Annotated in this window: 15 protein-coding genes; 2 read left to right on the top strand and 13 right to left on the bottom strand. The window is 58.7% G+C overall.

What is annotated here, in order from left to right; all coding sequences use genetic code 11:
• Positions 1–29 precede the first annotated feature (29 nt).
• From serS to PY308_RS10850, 10 genes are all read right to left on the bottom strand, one after another.
• Positions 30–1,310, bottom strand: a complete 1,281-nt coding sequence (gene serS / locus PY308_RS10895) for a serine--tRNA ligase (RefSeq protein ID WP_275782343.1) — start codon at positions 1,308–1,310, stop codon at positions 30–32.
• A gap of 67 nt (positions 1,311–1,377) precedes the next feature.
• On the bottom strand, positions 1,378–2,196 hold the full coding sequence (gene tatC / locus PY308_RS10890; RefSeq protein ID WP_275782341.1) for a twin-arginine translocase subunit TatC: 819 nt from the start codon (positions 2,194–2,196) through the stop codon (positions 1,378–1,380).
• Positions 2,193–2,837: a Sec-independent protein translocase protein TatB gene (gene tatB, locus PY308_RS10885; RefSeq protein ID WP_275782339.1), complete on the bottom strand. Its 645-nt coding sequence runs from the start codon at positions 2,835–2,837 to the stop codon at positions 2,193–2,195. The genes tatC and tatB overlap by 4 nt, the downstream gene beginning before the upstream one ends.
• 72 nt (positions 2,838–2,909) lie before the next feature.
• Complete coding sequence (locus PY308_RS10880; protein WP_275782337.1) at positions 2,910–3,113, bottom strand: twin-arginine translocase TatA/TatE family subunit; 204 nt, start codon at positions 3,111–3,113, stop codon at positions 2,910–2,912.
• Between the two features lie 137 nt (positions 3,114–3,250).
• Positions 3,251–3,958, bottom strand: coding sequence for an SMC-Scp complex subunit ScpB (gene scpB / locus PY308_RS10875; RefSeq protein ID WP_434064253.1), 708 nt, complete (start codon positions 3,956–3,958; stop codon positions 3,251–3,253).
• A gap of 13 nt (positions 3,959–3,971) precedes the next feature.
• Entirely contained in the window at positions 3,972–4,820 is an 849-nt protein-coding gene (locus PY308_RS10870; protein ID WP_434064252.1) for a segregation and condensation protein A, read from the bottom strand.
• Between the two features lie 40 nt (positions 4,821–4,860).
• Positions 4,861–5,877, bottom strand: coding sequence for a beta-N-acetylhexosaminidase (nagZ, locus tag PY308_RS10865; RefSeq protein ID WP_275782334.1), 1,017 nt, complete (start codon positions 5,875–5,877; stop codon positions 4,861–4,863).
• A gap of 131 nt (positions 5,878–6,008) precedes the next feature.
• Positions 6,009–8,870, bottom strand: a complete 2,862-nt coding sequence (locus PY308_RS10860; RefSeq protein WP_275782333.1) for an SPOR domain-containing protein — start codon at positions 8,868–8,870, stop codon at positions 6,009–6,011.
• A 60-nt stretch (positions 8,871–8,930) separates the two neighbouring features.
• A complete protein-coding gene (gene argS, locus PY308_RS10855; protein ID WP_275782332.1) occupies positions 8,931–10,691 on the bottom strand; it encodes an arginine--tRNA ligase in 1,761 nt (586 codons plus the stop codon).
• A gap of 87 nt (positions 10,692–10,778) precedes the next feature.
• Positions 10,779–11,996: a deoxyguanosinetriphosphate triphosphohydrolase gene (locus PY308_RS10850; RefSeq protein ID WP_275782331.1), complete on the bottom strand. Its 1,218-nt coding sequence runs from the start codon at positions 11,994–11,996 to the stop codon at positions 10,779–10,781.
• Positions 11,997–12,204: 208 nt separating this feature from the next.
• Between PY308_RS10850 and erpA the strand changes: the two genes are divergently transcribed.
• A complete protein-coding gene (gene erpA, locus PY308_RS10845) occupies positions 12,205–12,537 on the top strand; it encodes an iron-sulfur cluster insertion protein ErpA (protein WP_275782330.1) in 333 nt (110 codons plus the stop codon).
• Positions 12,538–12,554: 17 nt separating this feature from the next.
• Here erpA and PY308_RS10840 read toward each other — a convergent pair whose 3' ends face one another.
• Positions 12,555–14,024: a phospholipase D-like domain-containing protein gene (locus tag PY308_RS10840; protein WP_275782329.1), complete on the bottom strand. Its 1,470-nt coding sequence runs from the start codon at positions 14,022–14,024 to the stop codon at positions 12,555–12,557.
• A 125-nt stretch (positions 14,025–14,149) separates the two neighbouring features.
• On the opposite strand from PY308_RS10840, the gene xth reads away from it, so the two are divergent.
• A complete protein-coding gene (gene xth, locus PY308_RS10835; protein ID WP_275782328.1) occupies positions 14,150–14,938 on the top strand; it encodes an exodeoxyribonuclease III in 789 nt (262 codons plus the stop codon).
• A 24-nt stretch (positions 14,939–14,962) separates the two neighbouring features.
• Here xth and exoR read toward each other — a convergent pair whose 3' ends face one another.
• Both exoR and PY308_RS10825 read right to left on the bottom strand, forming a co-directional pair.
• Positions 14,963–15,763, bottom strand: coding sequence for an exopolysaccharide production regulator ExoR (gene exoR / locus PY308_RS10830; protein WP_275782327.1), 801 nt, complete (start codon positions 15,761–15,763; stop codon positions 14,963–14,965).
• Between the two features lie 519 nt (positions 15,764–16,282).
• Complete coding sequence (locus PY308_RS10825; RefSeq protein ID WP_275782325.1) at positions 16,283–17,560, bottom strand: OmpP1/FadL family transporter; 1,278 nt, start codon at positions 17,558–17,560, stop codon at positions 16,283–16,285.
• Positions 17,561–17,810: the final 250 nt, after the last annotated feature.

Raw genomic sequence — 17,810 nt, 5'->3', positions numbered from 1 at the left:
CTCCAACCCCTACCCCAGCAGGCCAAGGCTCAGCCAGCTTTTTCGATCTTCGTCAGGCCACCCATATATGGCAGCAATACGTCCGGGACGGTGATCGATCCATCCTCGTTCAGATAGTTTTCGATGACCGCGATCAGCGCCCGCCCGACGGCAGTGCCCGAACCGTTCAGCGTGTGAACGAATTTAAGCCCCTCGTCTTTGGTCCGATAGCGCGCGTTCATGCGCCGTGCCTGGAAATCGCCGCAGACCGAGCAGGAGGAGATTTCCCGGTAGGTATCCTGCCCCGGCAGCCAGACTTCGAGATCATAGGTTTTGCGTGCGCCGAAACCCATGTCGCCTGTGCAGAGCGTCATGACCCGGTAGTGCAGGCCGAGACGCTGCAACACCGCCTCGGCACAGGCCGTCATCCGTTCATGCTCATCCACCGAGCTGTCCGCGTCGGTGATCGAAACCAGCTCTACCTTGTTGAACTGGTGCTGGCGCAGCATACCGCGCGTATCGCGGCCTGCAGAACCGGCTTCCGAACGGAAACAGGGAGTGAGCGCGGTGAAGCGTAGCGGCAGCGCGTCCATGTCCAGGATCTGCTCGCGCACCATATTGGTCAGCGGTACCTCAGCCGTCGGGATCAGCCACCGGCCGTCGGTTGTCTTGAACAGATCTTCTGCGAATTTCGGCAACTGGCCGGTGCCATACATCGCCTCGTCCCGGGTCATCAGCGGTGGCTGGACTTCCAGATAGCCGTGCTCGCCTGTGTGCAGATCGAGCATGAACTGGCCAAGCGCACGCTCGAGGCGCGCCAGCTGGCCCTTGACGATGGTGAAACGCGCGCCGGCAATCTTTGCAGCACCTTCGAAGTCCAGCCAGCCCAGCGCCTCGCCGATTTCGAAATGCTCCTTCGGACGGTGGTTCCAGCCCGGCTTCTGGCCATTCAGATGCTTGACCACATTGCCGCTTTCGTCGCGGCCAACAGGCACATCGTCGAACGGAATGTTCGGAAGACGCGACAGGGCATCGGCCAGTTCCGCATCGCAGGCCCGGCTTTCTTCCTCGAGAGCCGGCATGGTCGTCTTCAGTTCGGCGACTTCCGTCTTCAGCCTTTCGGCGAGCTCGCCGTTTTTCTGCGCCATGGCAGCGCCGATTTCCTTTGAAGCGGCGTTGCGGCGCGACTGCATCTCCTGCAGCGACTGGACAAGGGAGCGGCGCTTTTCATCGAGGGAAATCAACGCCGCCGACAGGGGCTCCCCGCCGCGCTTTTCAAGCGCCGCATCCAGCGCTGCTGCATTGTCTCTTATCCATTTGATATCGAGCATGTTCGTTCAGATCCTGCTTGTCGAGACATGGGAGGCCCGGACGCACGGAGGAACGCGCAATGTCGCGTCAGCCGGCGTCCTTGCCCGCCTCGGCGACCTCGCGAGCCGCTGCGTTGCGAGCCCGCTGCCGTTCCACGAGTCGGGCGGTATAGATGGAAATCTCGTAGAGAAGGATGGCAGGAAGGGCAAGACCGATCTGGGATACGGGATCGGGCGGAGTGAGGATCGCCGCCGCGACGAAAGCGATAACGATCGCATATTTGCGCTTTTCCTTTAGCCCCTGCGACGTCACGAAGCCGACCCGAGCCAGAAGGGTGGTGACGACCGGCAGCTGAAACACGAGGCCGAAAGCAAAGATCAGCGACATGATCAGGCTCAGATACTCCGAAACCTTGGGCAGCAGCTGGATGGAAACCTCGCCTTCGCCGCCGCTCTGCTCCATGGCAAGAAAGAACCACATCACCATCGGCGTGAAAAAGAAGTAGACCAGCGCCGCACCGAGAAGAAACAGAAGCGGCGATGCGACAAGGAACGGCAGAAAGGCTGCCCGTTCGTTCTTGTAGAGCCCGGGCGCCACGAATTTATAGACCTGAGAGGCAATCACCGGGAAGGCCAGCACCATGGCGCTGAACATCGCCACCTTGATCTGCGTGAAGAAGAATTCCTGGGGTGCCGTATAGATCAGCTCAACCGCACGGTGATCGAGGCCAGCCCATTGGACGGCCCATTTGAACGGCTGGACAAGAAAGTCGAACAGCGCCTTGGCAAAATAGAAGCATACCAGAAAAGCAATGAAAAACGCGCCAACCGCCCAAATCAACCGTGACCGAAGCTCGATCAGATGCTCGATCAGCGGCTGGGGCTTGTCTTCGATCTCGCCGCTCATGCGTCATCCTTTTTCTTGGTCGGCTTTGCCGGCTTTTCAGCAGATTTCACCGCCTTTTTGACCGCCGCCGCATCGCCCACCTTCGGCTTGGCGCGCTTGGCCTTCGGCTCCGCCGCGATTGGCACGGCGGTCTCCGTCTGGATCGACGGTACGTCGATTGCCCGTGCAACCGCCGGACTGCTGACCGGCTGCTCCTGCGGCACAACGGCAGCGGCGGCTATCTCATTCGGAAGAGCACCGGAACTCGTATTGCTTTCCAGCGGAACCGACGGCTCGGCCGGTTTTGATTCGACAGGTTTCTGTTCGCCAGCTTTCGGCTCGACAGGTTTTGCGTCAACAGCGGTCGCCTTCTGCAAGTCCGCCTTGATCTCATTGCCCATTTGCCGCAACGGGTTCATGGCCTCGCGCAGGCTGTGCGCGGGGTTGAGTTTCTGCGCATCGCTCAGCGTTTTGCGAACATCGTCGAGATCCGCCTCTTTCAGGGCTTCGTCGAATTGCTGCCGAAAATCGCTCGCCATTCCGCGCATCTTCGTCATCATCTTGCCGAAGGTTCGCAACATGGGTGGCAGGTCTTTTGGACCGACGACAATAATCAGAACGACAGCAATAACGACGAGCTCTGTCCAGCCGACATCAAGCATGAATTGGAACTCCACGACACTGGAACGCAGCAAGGCCGGTCATTTCGACCGGACCTCGACCATGATGCACGATCAGCGCACTTCGTCGGATTTGTGCTCGACCGTCTTTGCATCGACGCCTTTTTCGGCGGTCGTATCCTCTTCGGTCATGCCCTTCTTGAAGCTCTTGATGCCCTTGGCGACATCGCCCATCAGTTCCGGGATCTTGCCGCGCCCGAACAGAAGCAGGACGACGACCAGAACGATCAGCCAGTGCCAGATACTAAAGGAACCCATATTCTTACTCCCGTATAATCCGTAGTCCGGTTTAAGATGACCGTGCATCTTTTTCAAACGGCAATCCATCTCGCTCGTTAACGGAAAGCCGTGCATCACGCAATGGTTACCCGAAGACTTCGGCGGAACCGGGACGGCTACTCTCCATCGCCGCCACCTGGCGTCAGCAAGCCCAGTTCTTCCAGATCGAGCTGCGTGATCGGGTCCTCATCATCACTCAACCCATCCTCGCTGAGCGGAACGGGAATCCGAAAGTTGGAAGGGACGCGGCCGGAGAGAAGACCGGCGCCCCTCAGTTCCTCCAGCCCCGGAAGGTCCCTGAGGTCCTCCAGACCGAAATGATCGAGAAAGTCGCGTGTCGTCCCAAAGGTCACCGGGCGGCCAGGGGTCCGGCGGCGACCGCGAAATCGAATCCAGCCAGCCTCCATAAGGACGTCAAGGGTGCCTTTCGAGGTCTGAACTCCACGGATGTCCTCGATTTCAGCGCGCGTGACGGGTTGGTGATAAGCAATGATAGACAGCACCTCCAATGCTGCCCGCGACAACTTTCTCACCTCGTTCTCATTCGTCTGAACAACGAATGAGAGGTCGGCGGCTGTTCGGAAGGCCCAGTGATCGCCGACTTGCACAAGGTTGACGCCGCGTCCGGCATAGATGGATTTCAGCCTGAGCATGATGCGGTGAACGTCGGCGCCGCGGGGCAAACGGGCTGCGACATAAGCTTCGGCGACGGGCTGCGCCGATGCGAACACCAAGGCTTCGGCTATTCGCTCCGCTTCCGTTTCCAAGGTCGGATCGGGCAAAGCCACAGAATCACCTGCCTCCTCACCTGCAAGGCCCGGCAGGTGCTTCTGCAGATCAATCACGCCCGGCCTCCACTTCGGCCAGCGCTTCGGGTGTCAGCTTGTTCGGCCCCTGGCGAACATAGATCGGCGAAAACGCGCCATCCTGCCGGATCTCAAGCCGCCCTTCCCGCACCATTTCGAGCGATGCGGCAAAGGAGCTGGCAATCGCCGTCGCCCTCTCTTTCGGGCTCGTCATGTAGCGCAACAGAAAATGGTCCAGCGCCGTCCAATCGACCATATCGCCGATCAATCTTGCCAGCACGAGCCGTGCATCGGCCAGCGACCAGACCTGCCGCCGCTCGATCGTCACCTGCATGACGGCCTCGCGCTGACGAAGCGATGCATAGGCATTCAAGAGATCATAAAGGGACGCCTCGAAGGCAGAGGTCTTTTCCACGGGAATATGCTCGGGAGCACCACGCGCAAACACGTCGCGGCCGAGACGGTTTCTATTGACGAGGCGGGTCGCCGCATCGCGCATGGCTTCCAGACGCTTCAGCCGGAACGCCAGCGCAGACGCCATCTCCTCACCCGACGGCCCCTCGTCCTTCGTCTGCCGCGGAATGAGCAGGCGCGATTTCAGGAACGCCAGCCAGGCCGCCATGACGAGGTAATCAGCAGCGAGTTCGAGGCGAATATTGCGCGCCTTCTCGATGAAGCCGATATATTGCTCGGCAAGCGCCAGCACGGATATGCGGGAAAGATCGACGCGCTGATGACGGGCAAGATGCAGCAGAAGGTCAAGGGGACCTTCGAAACCGGCGATATCAACGAGGAGTTCTTCCTCGTGAAGGCCGCGGTCGGCGCCCTCCTCCTGCCACAAACTCTCCATCGTGGATCTTGCCGCCGGTCTGTTCTGCATGTCGCCGGCGTTGCTCACGATCGCTTTGCCTCCGATGCCTCTACACGATGGCCATCATGCCGTTAAACTCTTCACGTAACGCCGCCTCATCGGACAGATCCGGCTTCGAGAAGCCGGCTTCCACCGCCTTGACGCGCCGCAGCGTGTCGCCGGCGATTTCCGGGACGACACGGGCAACCTGAAGCATTTCATCCATAATGCCGTGGCAATGCAAGACGAGATCGAGCCCGGCTGCAACAATGCCCCTTGCGCGCGTCTCGATATCACCGGCAAGCGCATTCATCGACACATCGTCCGACATCAACAGGCCGTCGAAGCCGATATGGCCGCGGATGATTTCGCGTACGATCTTCGGCGACGTCGTTGCCGGATTGTCGGCGTCAATCGCGGTAAAGACGATATGGGCCGACATGGCCATGAGTTCATCTTTCATCGCGACGAAGGGCAGGAAATCGCTGCCGGCAAGCTCGGCCAACGAAGCCTCGACGACCGGGAGCTTATGGTGGGAATCGACAAAGGCGCGGCCGTGTCCCGGCATATGTTTCATGACCGGCAGCATGCCGCCCGCCTTGAGGCCTGCCGCGGCTGCGGCGCCAATCTCCGCGACCGCGCGCGGGTCGTAGCCGTAGGCCCGGTTGCCGATCACATCGCTTGAACCTTCGATCGGCACGTCGAGGACCGGCAGGCAATCGACCGTGATGCCGAGACGCAGGAGATCGAAAGCGTGGAGACGCGACATCAGCCAGGCGGCCCTCAGCCCGGCGTCGCGATCGCGCAAATACATCTCGCCGATTGCCGCGCCATTCGGATATTGCGCAACGAGCGGCGGCTTGATGCGCTGGACACGGCCGCCCTCCTGATCGATCAGGACAGGTGCATCGGGGTTGCCGATGCTGTCGCGAAGCGAGGCGACGAGATCGGAAATCTGCTGCGGCTCGCCGATGTTGCGCCCGAAGAGAATGAAACCCCAGGGGCGCTCTCCCGCGAAGAAGGCCTTTTCTTCGTCGGTGAGAACAAGGCCCTTGCAGCCGGAGATAAATGCTTTTGATTCGGTCATGACAGGACAATAATGATTGCGGCGGTCAAAGGCGAATGCCCTTTCGCGCAGGGAAACATCCTTCACAGCCATCGCTGCGAAAACGGAAGAAGGCGCGGTCGTGCCGCGCCTTCTTAATTGGCTCGAGCGATTTACTTCGTGACGAGGCAGCTGCCGCCAGCGCTCTTGTAGCGCGAGCAGAGTGCGTTGGCCTCTTGCCGCGTACCGGCCGGAATGCGGACCCGGAAATAGGTTCCCTTTCCGGCGATTTCAGCTTTCTTGATATCCACGCCCTTGCCCTTAATGACGCCGCCGAACTTTCCCGACAGAGACTTGAAGGACCGCTGGGCTTCAGCCTCCGAGGGCAGCGAGGCGATCTGGATGACGTAGGTGCCGGGAGCAACAGCGGCGGTCTCCACCGGCTTGGTTTCTACCGGCTTTTGCGCGGGCTCGGTTTTGAAGGTATCCACGACCTTCGCCTCTTCGACGGGGCGCGCCTGCGGGATCGGGTCGGCAACGGCCGAAGTCTTGACCGAGCGAACGGGAGCGACTTCCTCGACAGTGGCTGCCGCGGCCTCCTCAAGTGCAGTTTTCTGGGCCGGCTCGATGGCTTGGCCTTCAGACAGCGCTTTCGGCGTTGAGCCGGTTTCCACCGGGGCCGTGATGGATGTCGTCTTTACGGTTTTGACCTGTGGGTCGCCTCGCCCCGAAACAGCAGCCGTTTCTGTCGATGGTACAACCGCGGTTTCTTCGCGGGCAACCAGCGTTCCGTCCGGCTTGACGATCATGGTCCGCACCTTGCGCGGCGCCACCGCCGGCGTGACGGCGTCATCGCTGGCCATGTTTTCCGCCGACTGCCCGTCCGGCAACAGACGCTCGGACTGGTCTTCGTCTGCCAGACCCGGCAACTCCTCGCCAGCGCCTTCCAACGGGAGATTCTCCGGGGTCAGTGTCCGCTGAACCACATCCATCGGCTCCTCTGTGGAGGAAACGAGCGTGTCCTGGGAGGGACCAGGATCCTGTGCACCTGCGACGCGGTCATAGACAGCCTTGTCCTGGTTGGGAACGGTTTTGCCGCCTTTTTCCAACGGCACCATTTTTACCGGCGTCTTGTCCGCGAGAATGATCTTGGGCTCCCCGGCTGAGAGAGCTGAGCTGTCATGGTTCATAAAGGCGTAGACGCCTGCCCCGCCGAAGATCGCCAAACCCGCCACAGTAGCGGCCATCAGCACCAGACGCCGCTTGCCGCGGCCCTGGCGTTCGTCGTCATACTGTGTGTCGGCCACATAGCCCGATCCAACCGCGAGACGATCCTGCGACGGATCCGTTTCATGGCGCTGGCTGAGCGACAGCCTGAAATCGGCTTCCATTGCCTTTTCGAATTCTTCGAAATCTTCTTCTACGGGGGAAGCCCGTCCCGAAGGCTGCGCCTGAGAGGAATGCGGCAGGGCGGCGGCACCGATATCCCGGCCGTTTTTCCCGCTCGACGCTACACTTGCATTCGGCGCGCCGAAGAGCTGGGCCATCTCGGCATCGAGATCGAGATCGTAATCAGGGTGATGCGCGACCGGGCGCTCCTGCTCGACGACAGGAAGCTGCGGCACATGGAGATCAGTGATCGCCACCGGGTTCTCCTCCGAATCAGCGATCATTGCGGGATCAAAGGGGAGCATGCTCTCCGGCTCGATGTCTGCATCGTCATCATCAGCAACCGGTGCATCGAAAACCTGCGTTTCGACGGTTTCCACAGCAAGGGGCGCAGGCGTGGCGGTCATCGGCTGTACCGGCGCCGACTCCACGGGCTCAATCGCCAGATCAATCTCGGAAAGGTCAAGCTCGAACGAATCGAGATCGAAGTCGGGATCCTGGTCGATGGCGGCCTTCAACTGAGGCGCAGCTTCGGTAACGACAGGCGATACCATGATTTCGGCCGGGACAGAGGCTGTTTCGGCGACAACGGGGGTGACCGGCAGCGATACCGGGACTGCCGCAAGCGGTGTGGCAAATGCTTTTTGCGAACCACCCGCAGAGGCCACCGGTGTCGCACGGCTGAATGTCGGCGTGAAGGGATAATTGACCTTGCGCACAGGTTCGGCAACCGCGGCGACTCTCGCAGCCGGCAAAGGCGGAACCGGGAAACGCTCGATATCGGCCAGGAGATCGTCTATCCCTTGCGCATCACCCGCAGCGATCGTGACATCGCCGGAATTCGATGGGGACACGGCATGCTTGCCCGGGTCAGAACCATCGACCGTCACCGGATCGGCCTGCCGCGCCACCGCATCCTGATCCTTCGCCCCGGCGACCGGGACAGCATCCACAGGAGCAATCTCGGCAGATGCAGTTTCGACAAGCACATTCTCGACCGGCGCAGTTTCAACAGGCGCAGTTTCAACAGGCGTAGTTTCAACAGGCGTAGTTTCAACAGGGATGGCGAGCTTGTTTTCCGGCTCGACCGCCGGCGCGTCAACGATCCGATGCTCTACCGGTGTGGCAGCAGCCGGCTCCGCTGCCGGTTCGCTCTGACCGTAGTAATCATCATAACTGATCGACATCTCAAGCTCCCGCTCGAGATCGATCGCCTCGTAGGACAATTCGGACGCGGGTACGCCAGCCGGCTTAACGAGCGGCTGACCGGTTGAAAGCGCAGCATCGGTCTCCTGATCTGCCTTTACAGACGACAATTCAGGTTCGACGCGAACGGGCTCGGCAACCACGGCAAGAGGGGCCTGCTCGACGACCGGCGCTGCTTGGGCAACGGCATCGACCAGCTGAGGCGCGCGGACGGCTTCGTTTGGCGCATCGTATACGTGGAACTCGCGCAGCAGTTCGTCTTCGAGATTGATCTCCGGCTCCTTGCGAACAAGTTCGCGGTGCCTCTCGAGTTCCTGCAACTGCTGAACTGCGGGCCGGTTGTCATAGCCGACAATGCGGGCAAGCTCTGCCAAAGGATCATCATCCGCCAGAACGTTGAAATCCGCAGTCTCGCTTCGTGCCAATTGTTTGTCTGCCATGCTCTCCACTCGCAACTTAGCCGGTTCCTGCCAGTGCTTTGTGGGGAAATGGTGACGTGACTATCGCATCTCGTCCGGAGCAGCGGTGCCTGTAATAGACAGGCCCGATTTCAAAACGGAGGCGACGGCACGCACCAGCCCAAGTCTGGCGATGGTCAATTCTCTATTTTTATCGTTAACAAAACGTAATTCGGGAGACTCTTTACCTTTATTCCAGTGTCCGTGGAAGGCGCCGGCAAGATCGTAGAGGTAAAACGCGATCCTGTGCGGCTCCTGCGACAGTGCTGCAGCTTCTATCACCCGCGGATATTCTGCAAGCTTGGCGACAAGCTGGATCTCGTTCGAATCGACGATATTCCCGGCAATGGCGCCCGCAAGGTCGATCGTTTCGAAATCGACGCCTGGAAATGCCTCCGCAGCTTGCCGGAAAACCGACATGCAACGCGCATGGGCATATTGGACGTAGAAGACCGGATTGTCCTTCGACTGCTCCGTCACCTTGGCAAAATCGAAATCGAGCGGCTCGGAGCTCTTGCGATAGATCATCATGAAGCGCACCGAATCACGGCCGACTTCCTCGACCACATCGCGAAGCGTGACGAAATCGCCGGAGCGTTTCGACATTTTCACCGGTTCGCCATCGCGGTAGAGCTTGACCAACTGGCACAGCAAAACCGTCAGCTTGGCCGTGCCGCCTGAGACGGCCCGCGCCAGAGCTTCCAGGCGTTTTACATAACCGCCGTGGTCCGCGCCGAGCACATAGATCATTTCATCGAAGCCGCGGTCGAACTTGTCCTTGAAATAGGCAACGTCGGCGGCAAAGTATGTATAGGACCCATCGGATTTGATCAGGGGACGGTCGATATCGTCTCCGACCTCGGTCGAGCGGAACAAAGTCTGCTCCCGGTCTTCCCAGTCCTCCGGAACCTGTCCCTTCGGCGGCGGCAGGGCTCCTTTGTAAACATGGCCTTTGTAGGTGAGATCGTTGATGGCATTGCGGATGCGCGCGGCTCCATCGGCGTGCAGCGTGCGCTCCGAGAAAAACACGTCGTGGTGGACATTGAGGGCCGCAAGATCCTCGCGGATCATTACCATCATCGCATCGATGGTGCGGTCCTTGACCAGGGACATCCATTTGCTTTCCGGCATGATCCGCAAGCTGCTGCCGAATTCGGCAACAAGCGCCTCGCCGACCGGGACGAGATAATCGCCGGGATAAAGACCGGATGGAATCTCGCCGATCTTTTCGCCGAGCGCCTCGCGGTACCGCAGGAATGCGGACCGGGCCAGCGTGTCGATCTGGGAGCCGGCATCGTTGATGTAATATTCCTTGATGACGTCGTAACCGGCAAATTTCAGCAGATTGGCCAGGGTGTCGCCAACCACGGCGCCGCGGCAATGGCCTACATGCATGGGACCGGTCGGATTGGCCGAAACGTATTCGACGTTCACCTTGCGACCGGCGCCGACAGCGCTCCTGCCGTAGTTTATTCCGTCGGCGATGACCACCGCCAGCAGCTTCTGCCAGTATGCGATGGAAAGCTTGACATTGATGAAACCGGGACCGGCGACGGAGACGTCAATGACTTCGGGATCCTCTTTCAATTTCGTCACGATCAGTTCGGCAAGCGCGCGCGGGTTGACACCGAGCGGCTTGGAAAGGACCATGGCCGCATTGGTCGCGACATCGCCGTGACTGGGGTCGCGCGGTGATTCTACCGATACGCGGGAAAAATCGATTTCAGATCGTTTTTCACGAATTATATCAATAGATTCCAAAACATTTTTAATTCTTATATCGAAGTCATTGAAAAGATTCATGTCATCCATCCGCTCTGCAGCCAAAGGCGCGAGATCGCGTCGTTGTCGGTCGCGCGTGAAGTCGTCCGCTGTCAACCGGGGCGGTGACTATCGCAATTCCGGAGTCTGGTCAAACAAACGCTTGTGGACCGTAACCGCATAGGTGTCCGTCATCCCGGCCAGGTAATCGCCGACGTGGCGGGCTTTCACCGGTTCTGACATGCCGGCAATCTGATCGATCCAGTAATGTTTCTGCATCTGCTTCGGATCCGCCATATAGGCCTGATAGAGGTCCGTGAGGATCCTGGCCGCGTTCGCCCGCACGCGCATGACATCGGGGTGCCGGTAAATGCGCGTCATCAGCATGTTCTTGATCTGCCGGTCGGTCATCGACATTGAGTCGGAGAACGTCACCGTCACCCGTGCGGCGTTGCGAATATCCGCGGCACATTGCGGACGCAACGTCTTCAGGTGATCCTGCGCCACCGTAATCACGTCCTCGACCATGGCTGTGATCTGGCGCCGCATGATCTCATGCGTGAAGCGGCTGGGCTCAAGACCCGGATATCGATCACCAACTTCGCGCATCAATCCGGCGAGGAACGGAATGTCTTCCAGCATGTCGAAGGTCAGATAGCCCGACCGCAGACCATCATCTATATCATGGGTATTATAGGCGATATCATCGGCAATTGCCGCCACCTGCGCCTCAAGGCTGGCGAAGGTCGCCAGTTCCAGATCGTGAAGCGCACAATAGTCGAGGATAGGCTGAGGCACGGGTCCCCGAATTCCCTGCCCCTCGGCATCGATCAGCGGCCCGTTGTGCTTTACGAGGCCTTCCAGGCTTTCCCAGGTCAGGTTCAGGCCATCGAACTCGGCGTAGCGCCGCTCCAGTTTGGTAACGATGCGCAGGGACTGCGCATTGTGATCGAAGCCGCCATAGGGCTCCAACATTTCGTGAAGCGCATCCTCGCCCGTATGGCCGAATGGCGTATGGCCGAAATCATGCACGAGGGCGACGCCCTCCGCCAAATCCTCGTCCAACCGCAGCGCCCGCGCCAGCGCACGGGCGATCTGCGCCACCTCGATCGTATGGGTCAGCCGGGTGCGATAGTGGTCGCCATCCGCGGCAATGAAAACCTGGGTCTTGTGCTTCAGACGGCGGAACGCCGTCGTGTGGACGATGCGGTCCCGGTCGCGCTGAAAATCCGACCGCGTCGGGCTGCCGGTCTCCGGGTAGAGGCGCCCCCTGCTTGCCCAGGGATCGGAGGCAAAAATCGCCCGTTCACCGGCGCCGAAACCAAGAGCATGTCTGTCCAATGTCATTTCCCACCCTGCATCCCATTGACGCGGTCTCAGCGCCTTCATACCTATAGTGCGCAAGGCAGGAAAGCACTGAGTGGCGGACTTTGTTCATCGCAAGAAATTCAATGCCTTACCCATACAAGCTTATGGCATGTCGGAAGATCCTTCCACCATTAGCTTGATCTCAATCGCGAATCTCTCCGGTTCTTGACCCCGGCAGGAGGTAGAAATGACGACAGACACCGTGACGCTCTCGGACTCCGCGGCGAAACGCATCGGCGCAATTTTAAAGTCGGATCTCGAAAAGACGGCAATGAGGGTCTCCGTCGAAGGCGGCGGATGTTCCGGTTTTTCATACAAGTTCGACCTTGTCGACAATTCCGAAGCGGATGATCTGGTTCTGGAAAAGGGCGAGGCGAAAGTGCTGATCGACAGCCTTTCTCTCGTCTATATGAGCGGTTCGGAGATCGACTTCGTCGATAACCTGCTTGGCCAGTCTTTTCAGATAAAGAATCCGAATGCCGTCGCAAGTTGCGGATGTGGCACGAGTTTTTCCATCTGATCGACGTTTGGCGCGGTTTACAGATAGGGTGAGCCGAGCCAGAAAATCCGGTTCACCAGCCGTTTCAGAAAGGGCTTCGACTGGAGTTCCTCAAGCGTTACCGGCGATGCGCCTCTGACCACCTCCTTAATCGTCTCGCCAATGGCGGCGGCAAAAGAAGTATCGAGAATCTCGAGATCAATCTCGAAATTAAGCCTGAGCGACCGTGGATCCAGATTGGACGAGCCGACATAAGACCATCTGTTGTCGATGGTCATCAGCTTTGAGTGATTGAAAGGACCGTCGGCACGCCAGATGCGGCAGCCGCCTTTCAAGACCTGGTCGAACTGTGAGGTCATGGCGCGATCGACCAGCAGAAGATTGTTGACCGCCGGCACAATGATATCAACCTCGACTCCCCGCAGGGAAGCGGTCACCAGCGCGCTGATCAACTCCCGGTCCGGCAGGAAATAGGGAGACATGATGCGAATGCTGCGTCTTGCGACCGAGAATGCGCCCATCAGCATTTTATGATTGGATTCGTTGGCCCGGTCAGGACCGGACGGCACGGCGCGCATGAGCATGAGTGGTTGTCGTGGTTTGGAATCCGTTAAGGCGGGTGTGATGCGCCACGCGTCTCCATCAAGCATTTCTCGTGTCGTGAACCGCCAATCCTCCGCGGCCACCTGAAACAGATCGGCGACCACCGGTCCGGTGACACGGAAATGCGTGTCATGCGCCTGGGTTTCGCCTGCAAATTCGAAGGTGAAGCCCGCTCTGATGTTCATCCCGCCTGTAAAGCCAACCGCACCGTCGATGACCAGAATCTTTCGGTGCGTGCGCAGATTGGCGTAAGGCAGCCGCAGGCCCATGATGATGTTGCCGTTGAACACCCTGACGGTGACGCCGCCCTCCGTCAGATAGCCGACAATGCTCGGCACGGAATAGCGGGCGCCGACGGCGTCAATCAGGACCCTGACCTGCACGCCGCGTTTGACGGCAGCGATCAGGGCATCGGCGAAGCGCAGGCCGATCGGATCACGATCGAAAATATAGCTCTCGAGAAGAATGGAGCGACGGGCGTCCGCGATCTCCTGCAGCATGGCGGCATAGGCCCTATCGCCGCCTGTGAGCATTGCCGCCGTGTTGCCGCTGCAGATCCGGTGCCGGCTGACCCGGTCGCCCAGCAATTTCATTCCGGCAAAACGCTGGCCGAACTGGCCCGCGACCGAGGCAGCGGAAACGTCGTATTTGGCAAGATCATCCGGTCGCCGATCCCGGAACTGCGAGCGCTGCTGCTCGATCGAAGACCGCCTGATGCGGTTGATGCCAGCCACGGCATACAGCATCGCGCCAAGCACCGGCGACAACAGGATGATACCGACCCAGCCAAGAGCGGAGCGGACCTCCTGTTTTGTCATGGCGGCATGAACGGCAGCGGGAACGCCGAGCACCACCGAAAGGACAGCGAGAACATGGGGCCAGTAGTTGCTGAAAATTTCGAACATGAGCCGGACTATAGCGGGCAACCGGTCCGAAGCAATTCGTTGAACATGTCGGGTTTGTCAAAAAAATCCATGCGAGGTACAAACCGATTGAACCGCAATGAGATGGGCAGAAAGGCGCATGCTCCATGAAAATCGTCACCTGGAACATTAATGGCGTCAGAGCTCGCATCGATGTCCTGACCGCCTGGCTTCGCGAGTCCCAACCCGACATCGTCTGCCTGCAGGAAATCAAGACCGTGGACGAAGGCTTTCCCCGCGCGGAGATCGAATCGCTTGGCTATACGGTGGAGACGCATGGCCAAAAAGGCTTCAACGGCGTCGCCATCCTGTCGAAGATCAAACCGGACGAGGTCAATCGCGGCCTGCCCGGCGACGATACGGACGAGCAGTCGCGCTTCATGGAAGCCGTTTTCTCGATCAAGGGCGGAGCAATCCGCGTCTGCTCGATCTATCTCCCGAATGGAAACCCGGTCGAAACCGGCAAATTTCCCTACAAGCTTTCCTGGATGGAGCGCCTCAACGCCTTCGCCCAAAGCCGCCTTGCCCTTGAGGAGCCGCTGATCCTTGCCGGAGACTATAATATCATTTCCGAGCCGTACGACTGCTGGGATGTAAAAGTCTGGCAGAACGATGCGCTGTATCAGCCGCAATCGCGACAGGCGTTCCGGCGTCTTGAAAACCTCGGCTTCACGGATGCCGTTCGGGCAAGCTCGGATGCGGCACCGCTCTATACGTTCTGGGACTATCAGGGAGGGTGCTGGCCTAAAAATTTCGGCATTCGCATCGACCATCTGATGCTGTCGCCAGAGGCATCGGACCGGCTTGTCTCGACATCAATCGAAAAACACGTCCGGGCATGGGAAAAGCCGTCGGATCACGTGCCGGTGGCGGCAGAGTTCGCCTTTCCGGTCTGATTGCAGAGAGTGTCCTGGTAAGGTTCAGTCGTCGCTGTCGAGGTGGATATTGCTCGCCATGGCGACAGCCGTGCGGCGATCCTCCTCATTCGCTATCGAGAAGGCCTGCTCCTGCAGTGATTGCAACCAGGGACGATCTTTTGGCGAACACTGGTCCAGAGCGGCGGTCATATAGGCAAGGCCACGGGCGCTTTGCCCCTCCTGAAAGATGACATTGCCGAAGACGCCCATAGCGCCGGCGTGACCGTTCTTGCGGGCCCGGTTGAGCCATTTCTTGGCCTGCTGGACGTTGACGCTACCGCCATCGCCTGACAGCAGCATCTTCGCTAGCTGGAACTGCGCCTCGGCGACACCAAAGGTCGAAGCAGCCTGAAAATAGAGCTGGCGTGCCTGGCTCAAATCGCTTTTCACCGGGCTTCCCGGAATGCCCCGGCGATAGTAGCCGGCAAGCGAAATCAAGGCATTGACGAAATAGCCGGTATCTTCCGAGCCGGGCTCGACACCCTTCTCGGCAATGTCGCTATAGATCTTGAAGGCTTCCAGATCATTCTCAGCCACGCCATCGCCATAGGCGTACATATTGGCGAGCGCCCAGCGGGAACCGGTATGACCCTTTTCGGCAGCATAGCGATAGGCCTCGACAGCCTCATCCTTGCGGCCGTCCTTGTATGCGGAGAACCCGAATTTGAAGAGGGCAAAAGGCCCCGATTCCTTGTTGACGCCGGCATTGGGGTCGAAAGCACGGGCATCTTGCCCCTGCGCCGCCAGTGCAAGCACAACACTCAACGCAACGAATATCGACGACCGGTAACCACGTATCAGCATGATAGTCTATATCTTCCGTTCAACCCCAAAAGCCGGTCGAAACCAGTCCATAACGATCGAGCCGTCATCGCCGAAGAACAACAGGGTAAGGCAAATGCCCCAAGGTTGTCTCTCATCGACTTCCAGACCAAGCGTAAAGCGCGTTTCCGGCAAGAGTACGGCCCGCCCCGGCCGACCTCAGGATACCTGCATGACATGAAGCCTCAAGCAGCGAGCCGCTGCTGTAAAACCGTTGTAAAGTGCCGGAAACCCTGATTTTTTCGAAAACGCGAGAACTCATTTCACCTCAAACGCCGCACGGTCAGAACTTCTTTGCAGGTTTGTCAAGAAGATCGGTGCTCCCAGTTTGTGGCGGGAAATAGACATGATTGCCCCTCATCCCTCTCCACCAAAGCATAGAAAATATCTGTTGCTGAATCGTCACAAATTTCATTGCTGAAAAGAGATCCGATGCGGTCATTTCGAATGGAAAACGGCCCGATGCATGCACCGGGCCGTCATGTGGTTTATGCGAACAGATCAGAACTTGACCCGCACGGATGTAGAGATCGCCGTGACCAGATCGTCTCCGAAATCGTAGGAAACATCGTCTCCGACCGTTTCGCCATCGTAAGTCACTTCACCGGAACTGCCGCCGGTCAGCAGGCCGATGGCACCGGCCAGCCGAAACTCGACACTTTCCGTCGGCGTATAGGATACGCCGGTGCCGACGGTCCATGTGTCCGTCTGGGTACCGTATCCCTGGCTGGTGCCGCGATCCCATGTCACGCTCACCGCGCCACTCCACTGATCATTGAATTTATGACCAATACCACCCGAAACCGTCCAACCATCTCGGTAGACCAGATCAAGACTGGTGCAGGGCTGGGCCATAGTACCGCCACCCGATGGGCAGAAGTTCAAGACCTGGAGCTGGCTCCAGTCCGTCCATTTGACGGAGCCGAAAGCAAGCCAGTCCGGCGCGATACCGCTCTGCACTTTCAACTCGAGCGAATCCGGCATCGAAGCAAAGCCTGTCACATCGTAGTAGTTGACCGGTGCCGGACCACGCACATCGCGCAGGTCGATAGTACCCGCAAGATCGTCAAGATCGACCGCGCTATTGTAGACGAGGCTTGCTCGCAGGGCATATTCCGGGATCTCGTAGGCGACGCCTGTCCGCCAGCCCCAACCCGTGCCTTCCAGATCGAGCCGCCCGATACCAGAGAGCGGAAATGGAACCGGCTGGGTAAAGTCCTGAACCAGTCTTTCCTTGAACCCGCTGACTTCCTGGTAGAATGCACCGCCGATCAACCGCAACTGCCCCCGACCTGCATCCCATTTATAGGAACAGGTGGCAGCGTAATTGTCGCTTTCGACCTTGGTCTCGATATTGCTGTTGGCGCCGGCCCAGTTTAAGCCAGGCTTCAGATGAGCACCCCAAGGCTGTGAATAGTCAGCCATACAATCGACGCTATCGCCGATACCGGCCTTGATACCGACGCGTGGCACCCAGTAGCCCTCGGAATCATCAGCGTTGCTGGCGCGATTGTTCAAATCCCCCCCACCGGCACCCGGCACATAGCCAGGCGTACCCGGCGGCGGATAGAGGGTTGTCGTATCCGTATCGCGAACATTCTTGAGTTCGCGCTGGGGATTGACGTAAGTCGCTGCCGCTTCCGCAGCATAGTCAGACGGATCAAAAAGCAGATCGATATTATAACCGCCGCGCTCGAGACCGCCTGCATGCGCCGTTGTCGTGCCGAGCAAAGCGGCCAGCGCCGCCGTTAGCGCAGTTTTGATTTTCTTGTGAGCCATTCAGTCCTCCCCAAAATGCAGTGGCGTTGGCGCAAGCACCAACATCCTTGGCGATTATCGATAGCGAAGGGTTAATGGCAAATAGCCAAGTCCAGCGATGCCAAACCTGGGATCACAAAAAATTTACGTAAGAATATCATATTCGTCTAATTTTTCGACAATTCTGGTAATTTTTTCTTAAGTTTAAACATATTTCCGTCTTTTTTAGAAAAAATTAGCTTCGAAACGAGAACCTGTATCTTCGCCACAA

Source organism: Pararhizobium gei, assembly GCF_029223885.1.
GTDB lineage: Bacteria > Pseudomonadota > Alphaproteobacteria > Rhizobiales > Rhizobiaceae > Pararhizobium > Pararhizobium gei.
This window is presented reverse-complemented; position numbering and strand designations above follow the sequence as displayed.

Bases quoted from the DNA above. Each gene is read 5' to 3' on its own strand.
- serS (WP_275782343.1), bottom strand. From the start codon at position 1,310: ATGCTCGATATCAAATGGATAAGAGACAATGCAGCAGCGCTGGATGCG.
- tatC (WP_275782341.1), bottom strand. From the start codon at position 2,196: ATGAGCGGCGAGATCGAAGACAAGCCCCAGCCGCTGATCGAGCATCTG.
- tatB (WP_275782339.1), bottom strand. From the start codon at position 2,837: ATGCTTGATGTCGGCTGGACAGAGCTCGTCGTTATTGCTGTCGTTCTG.
- PY308_RS10880 (WP_275782337.1), bottom strand. From the start codon at position 3,113: ATGGGTTCCTTTAGTATCTGGCACTGGCTGATCGTTCTGGTCGTCGTC.
- PY308_RS10870 (WP_434064252.1), bottom strand. From the start codon at position 4,820: ATGCAGAACAGACCGGCGGCAAGATCCACGATGGAGAGTTTGTGGCAG.
- nagZ (WP_275782334.1), bottom strand. From the start codon at position 5,877: ATGACCGAATCAAAAGCATTTATCTCCGGCTGCAAGGGCCTTGTTCTC.
- PY308_RS10860 (WP_275782333.1), bottom strand. From the start codon at position 8,870: ATGGCAGACAAACAATTGGCACGAAGCGAGACTGCGGATTTCAACGTT.
- argS (WP_275782332.1), bottom strand. From the start codon at position 10,691: ATGAATCTTTTCAATGACTTCGATATAAGAATTAAAAATGTTTTGGAA.
- PY308_RS10850 (WP_275782331.1), bottom strand. From the start codon at position 11,996: ATGACATTGGACAGACATGCTCTTGGTTTCGGCGCCGGTGAACGGGCG.
- erpA (WP_275782330.1), top strand. From the start codon at position 12,205: ATGACGACAGACACCGTGACGCTCTCGGACTCCGCGGCGAAACGCATC.
- PY308_RS10840 (WP_275782329.1), bottom strand. From the start codon at position 14,024: ATGTTCGAAATTTTCAGCAACTACTGGCCCCATGTTCTCGCTGTCCTT.
- xth (WP_275782328.1), top strand. From the start codon at position 14,150: ATGAAAATCGTCACCTGGAACATTAATGGCGTCAGAGCTCGCATCGAT.
- exoR (WP_275782327.1), bottom strand. From the start codon at position 15,763: ATGCTGATACGTGGTTACCGGTCGTCGATATTCGTTGCGTTGAGTGTT.
- PY308_RS10825 (WP_275782325.1), bottom strand. From the start codon at position 17,560: ATGGCTCACAAGAAAATCAAAACTGCGCTAACGGCGGCGCTGGCCGCT.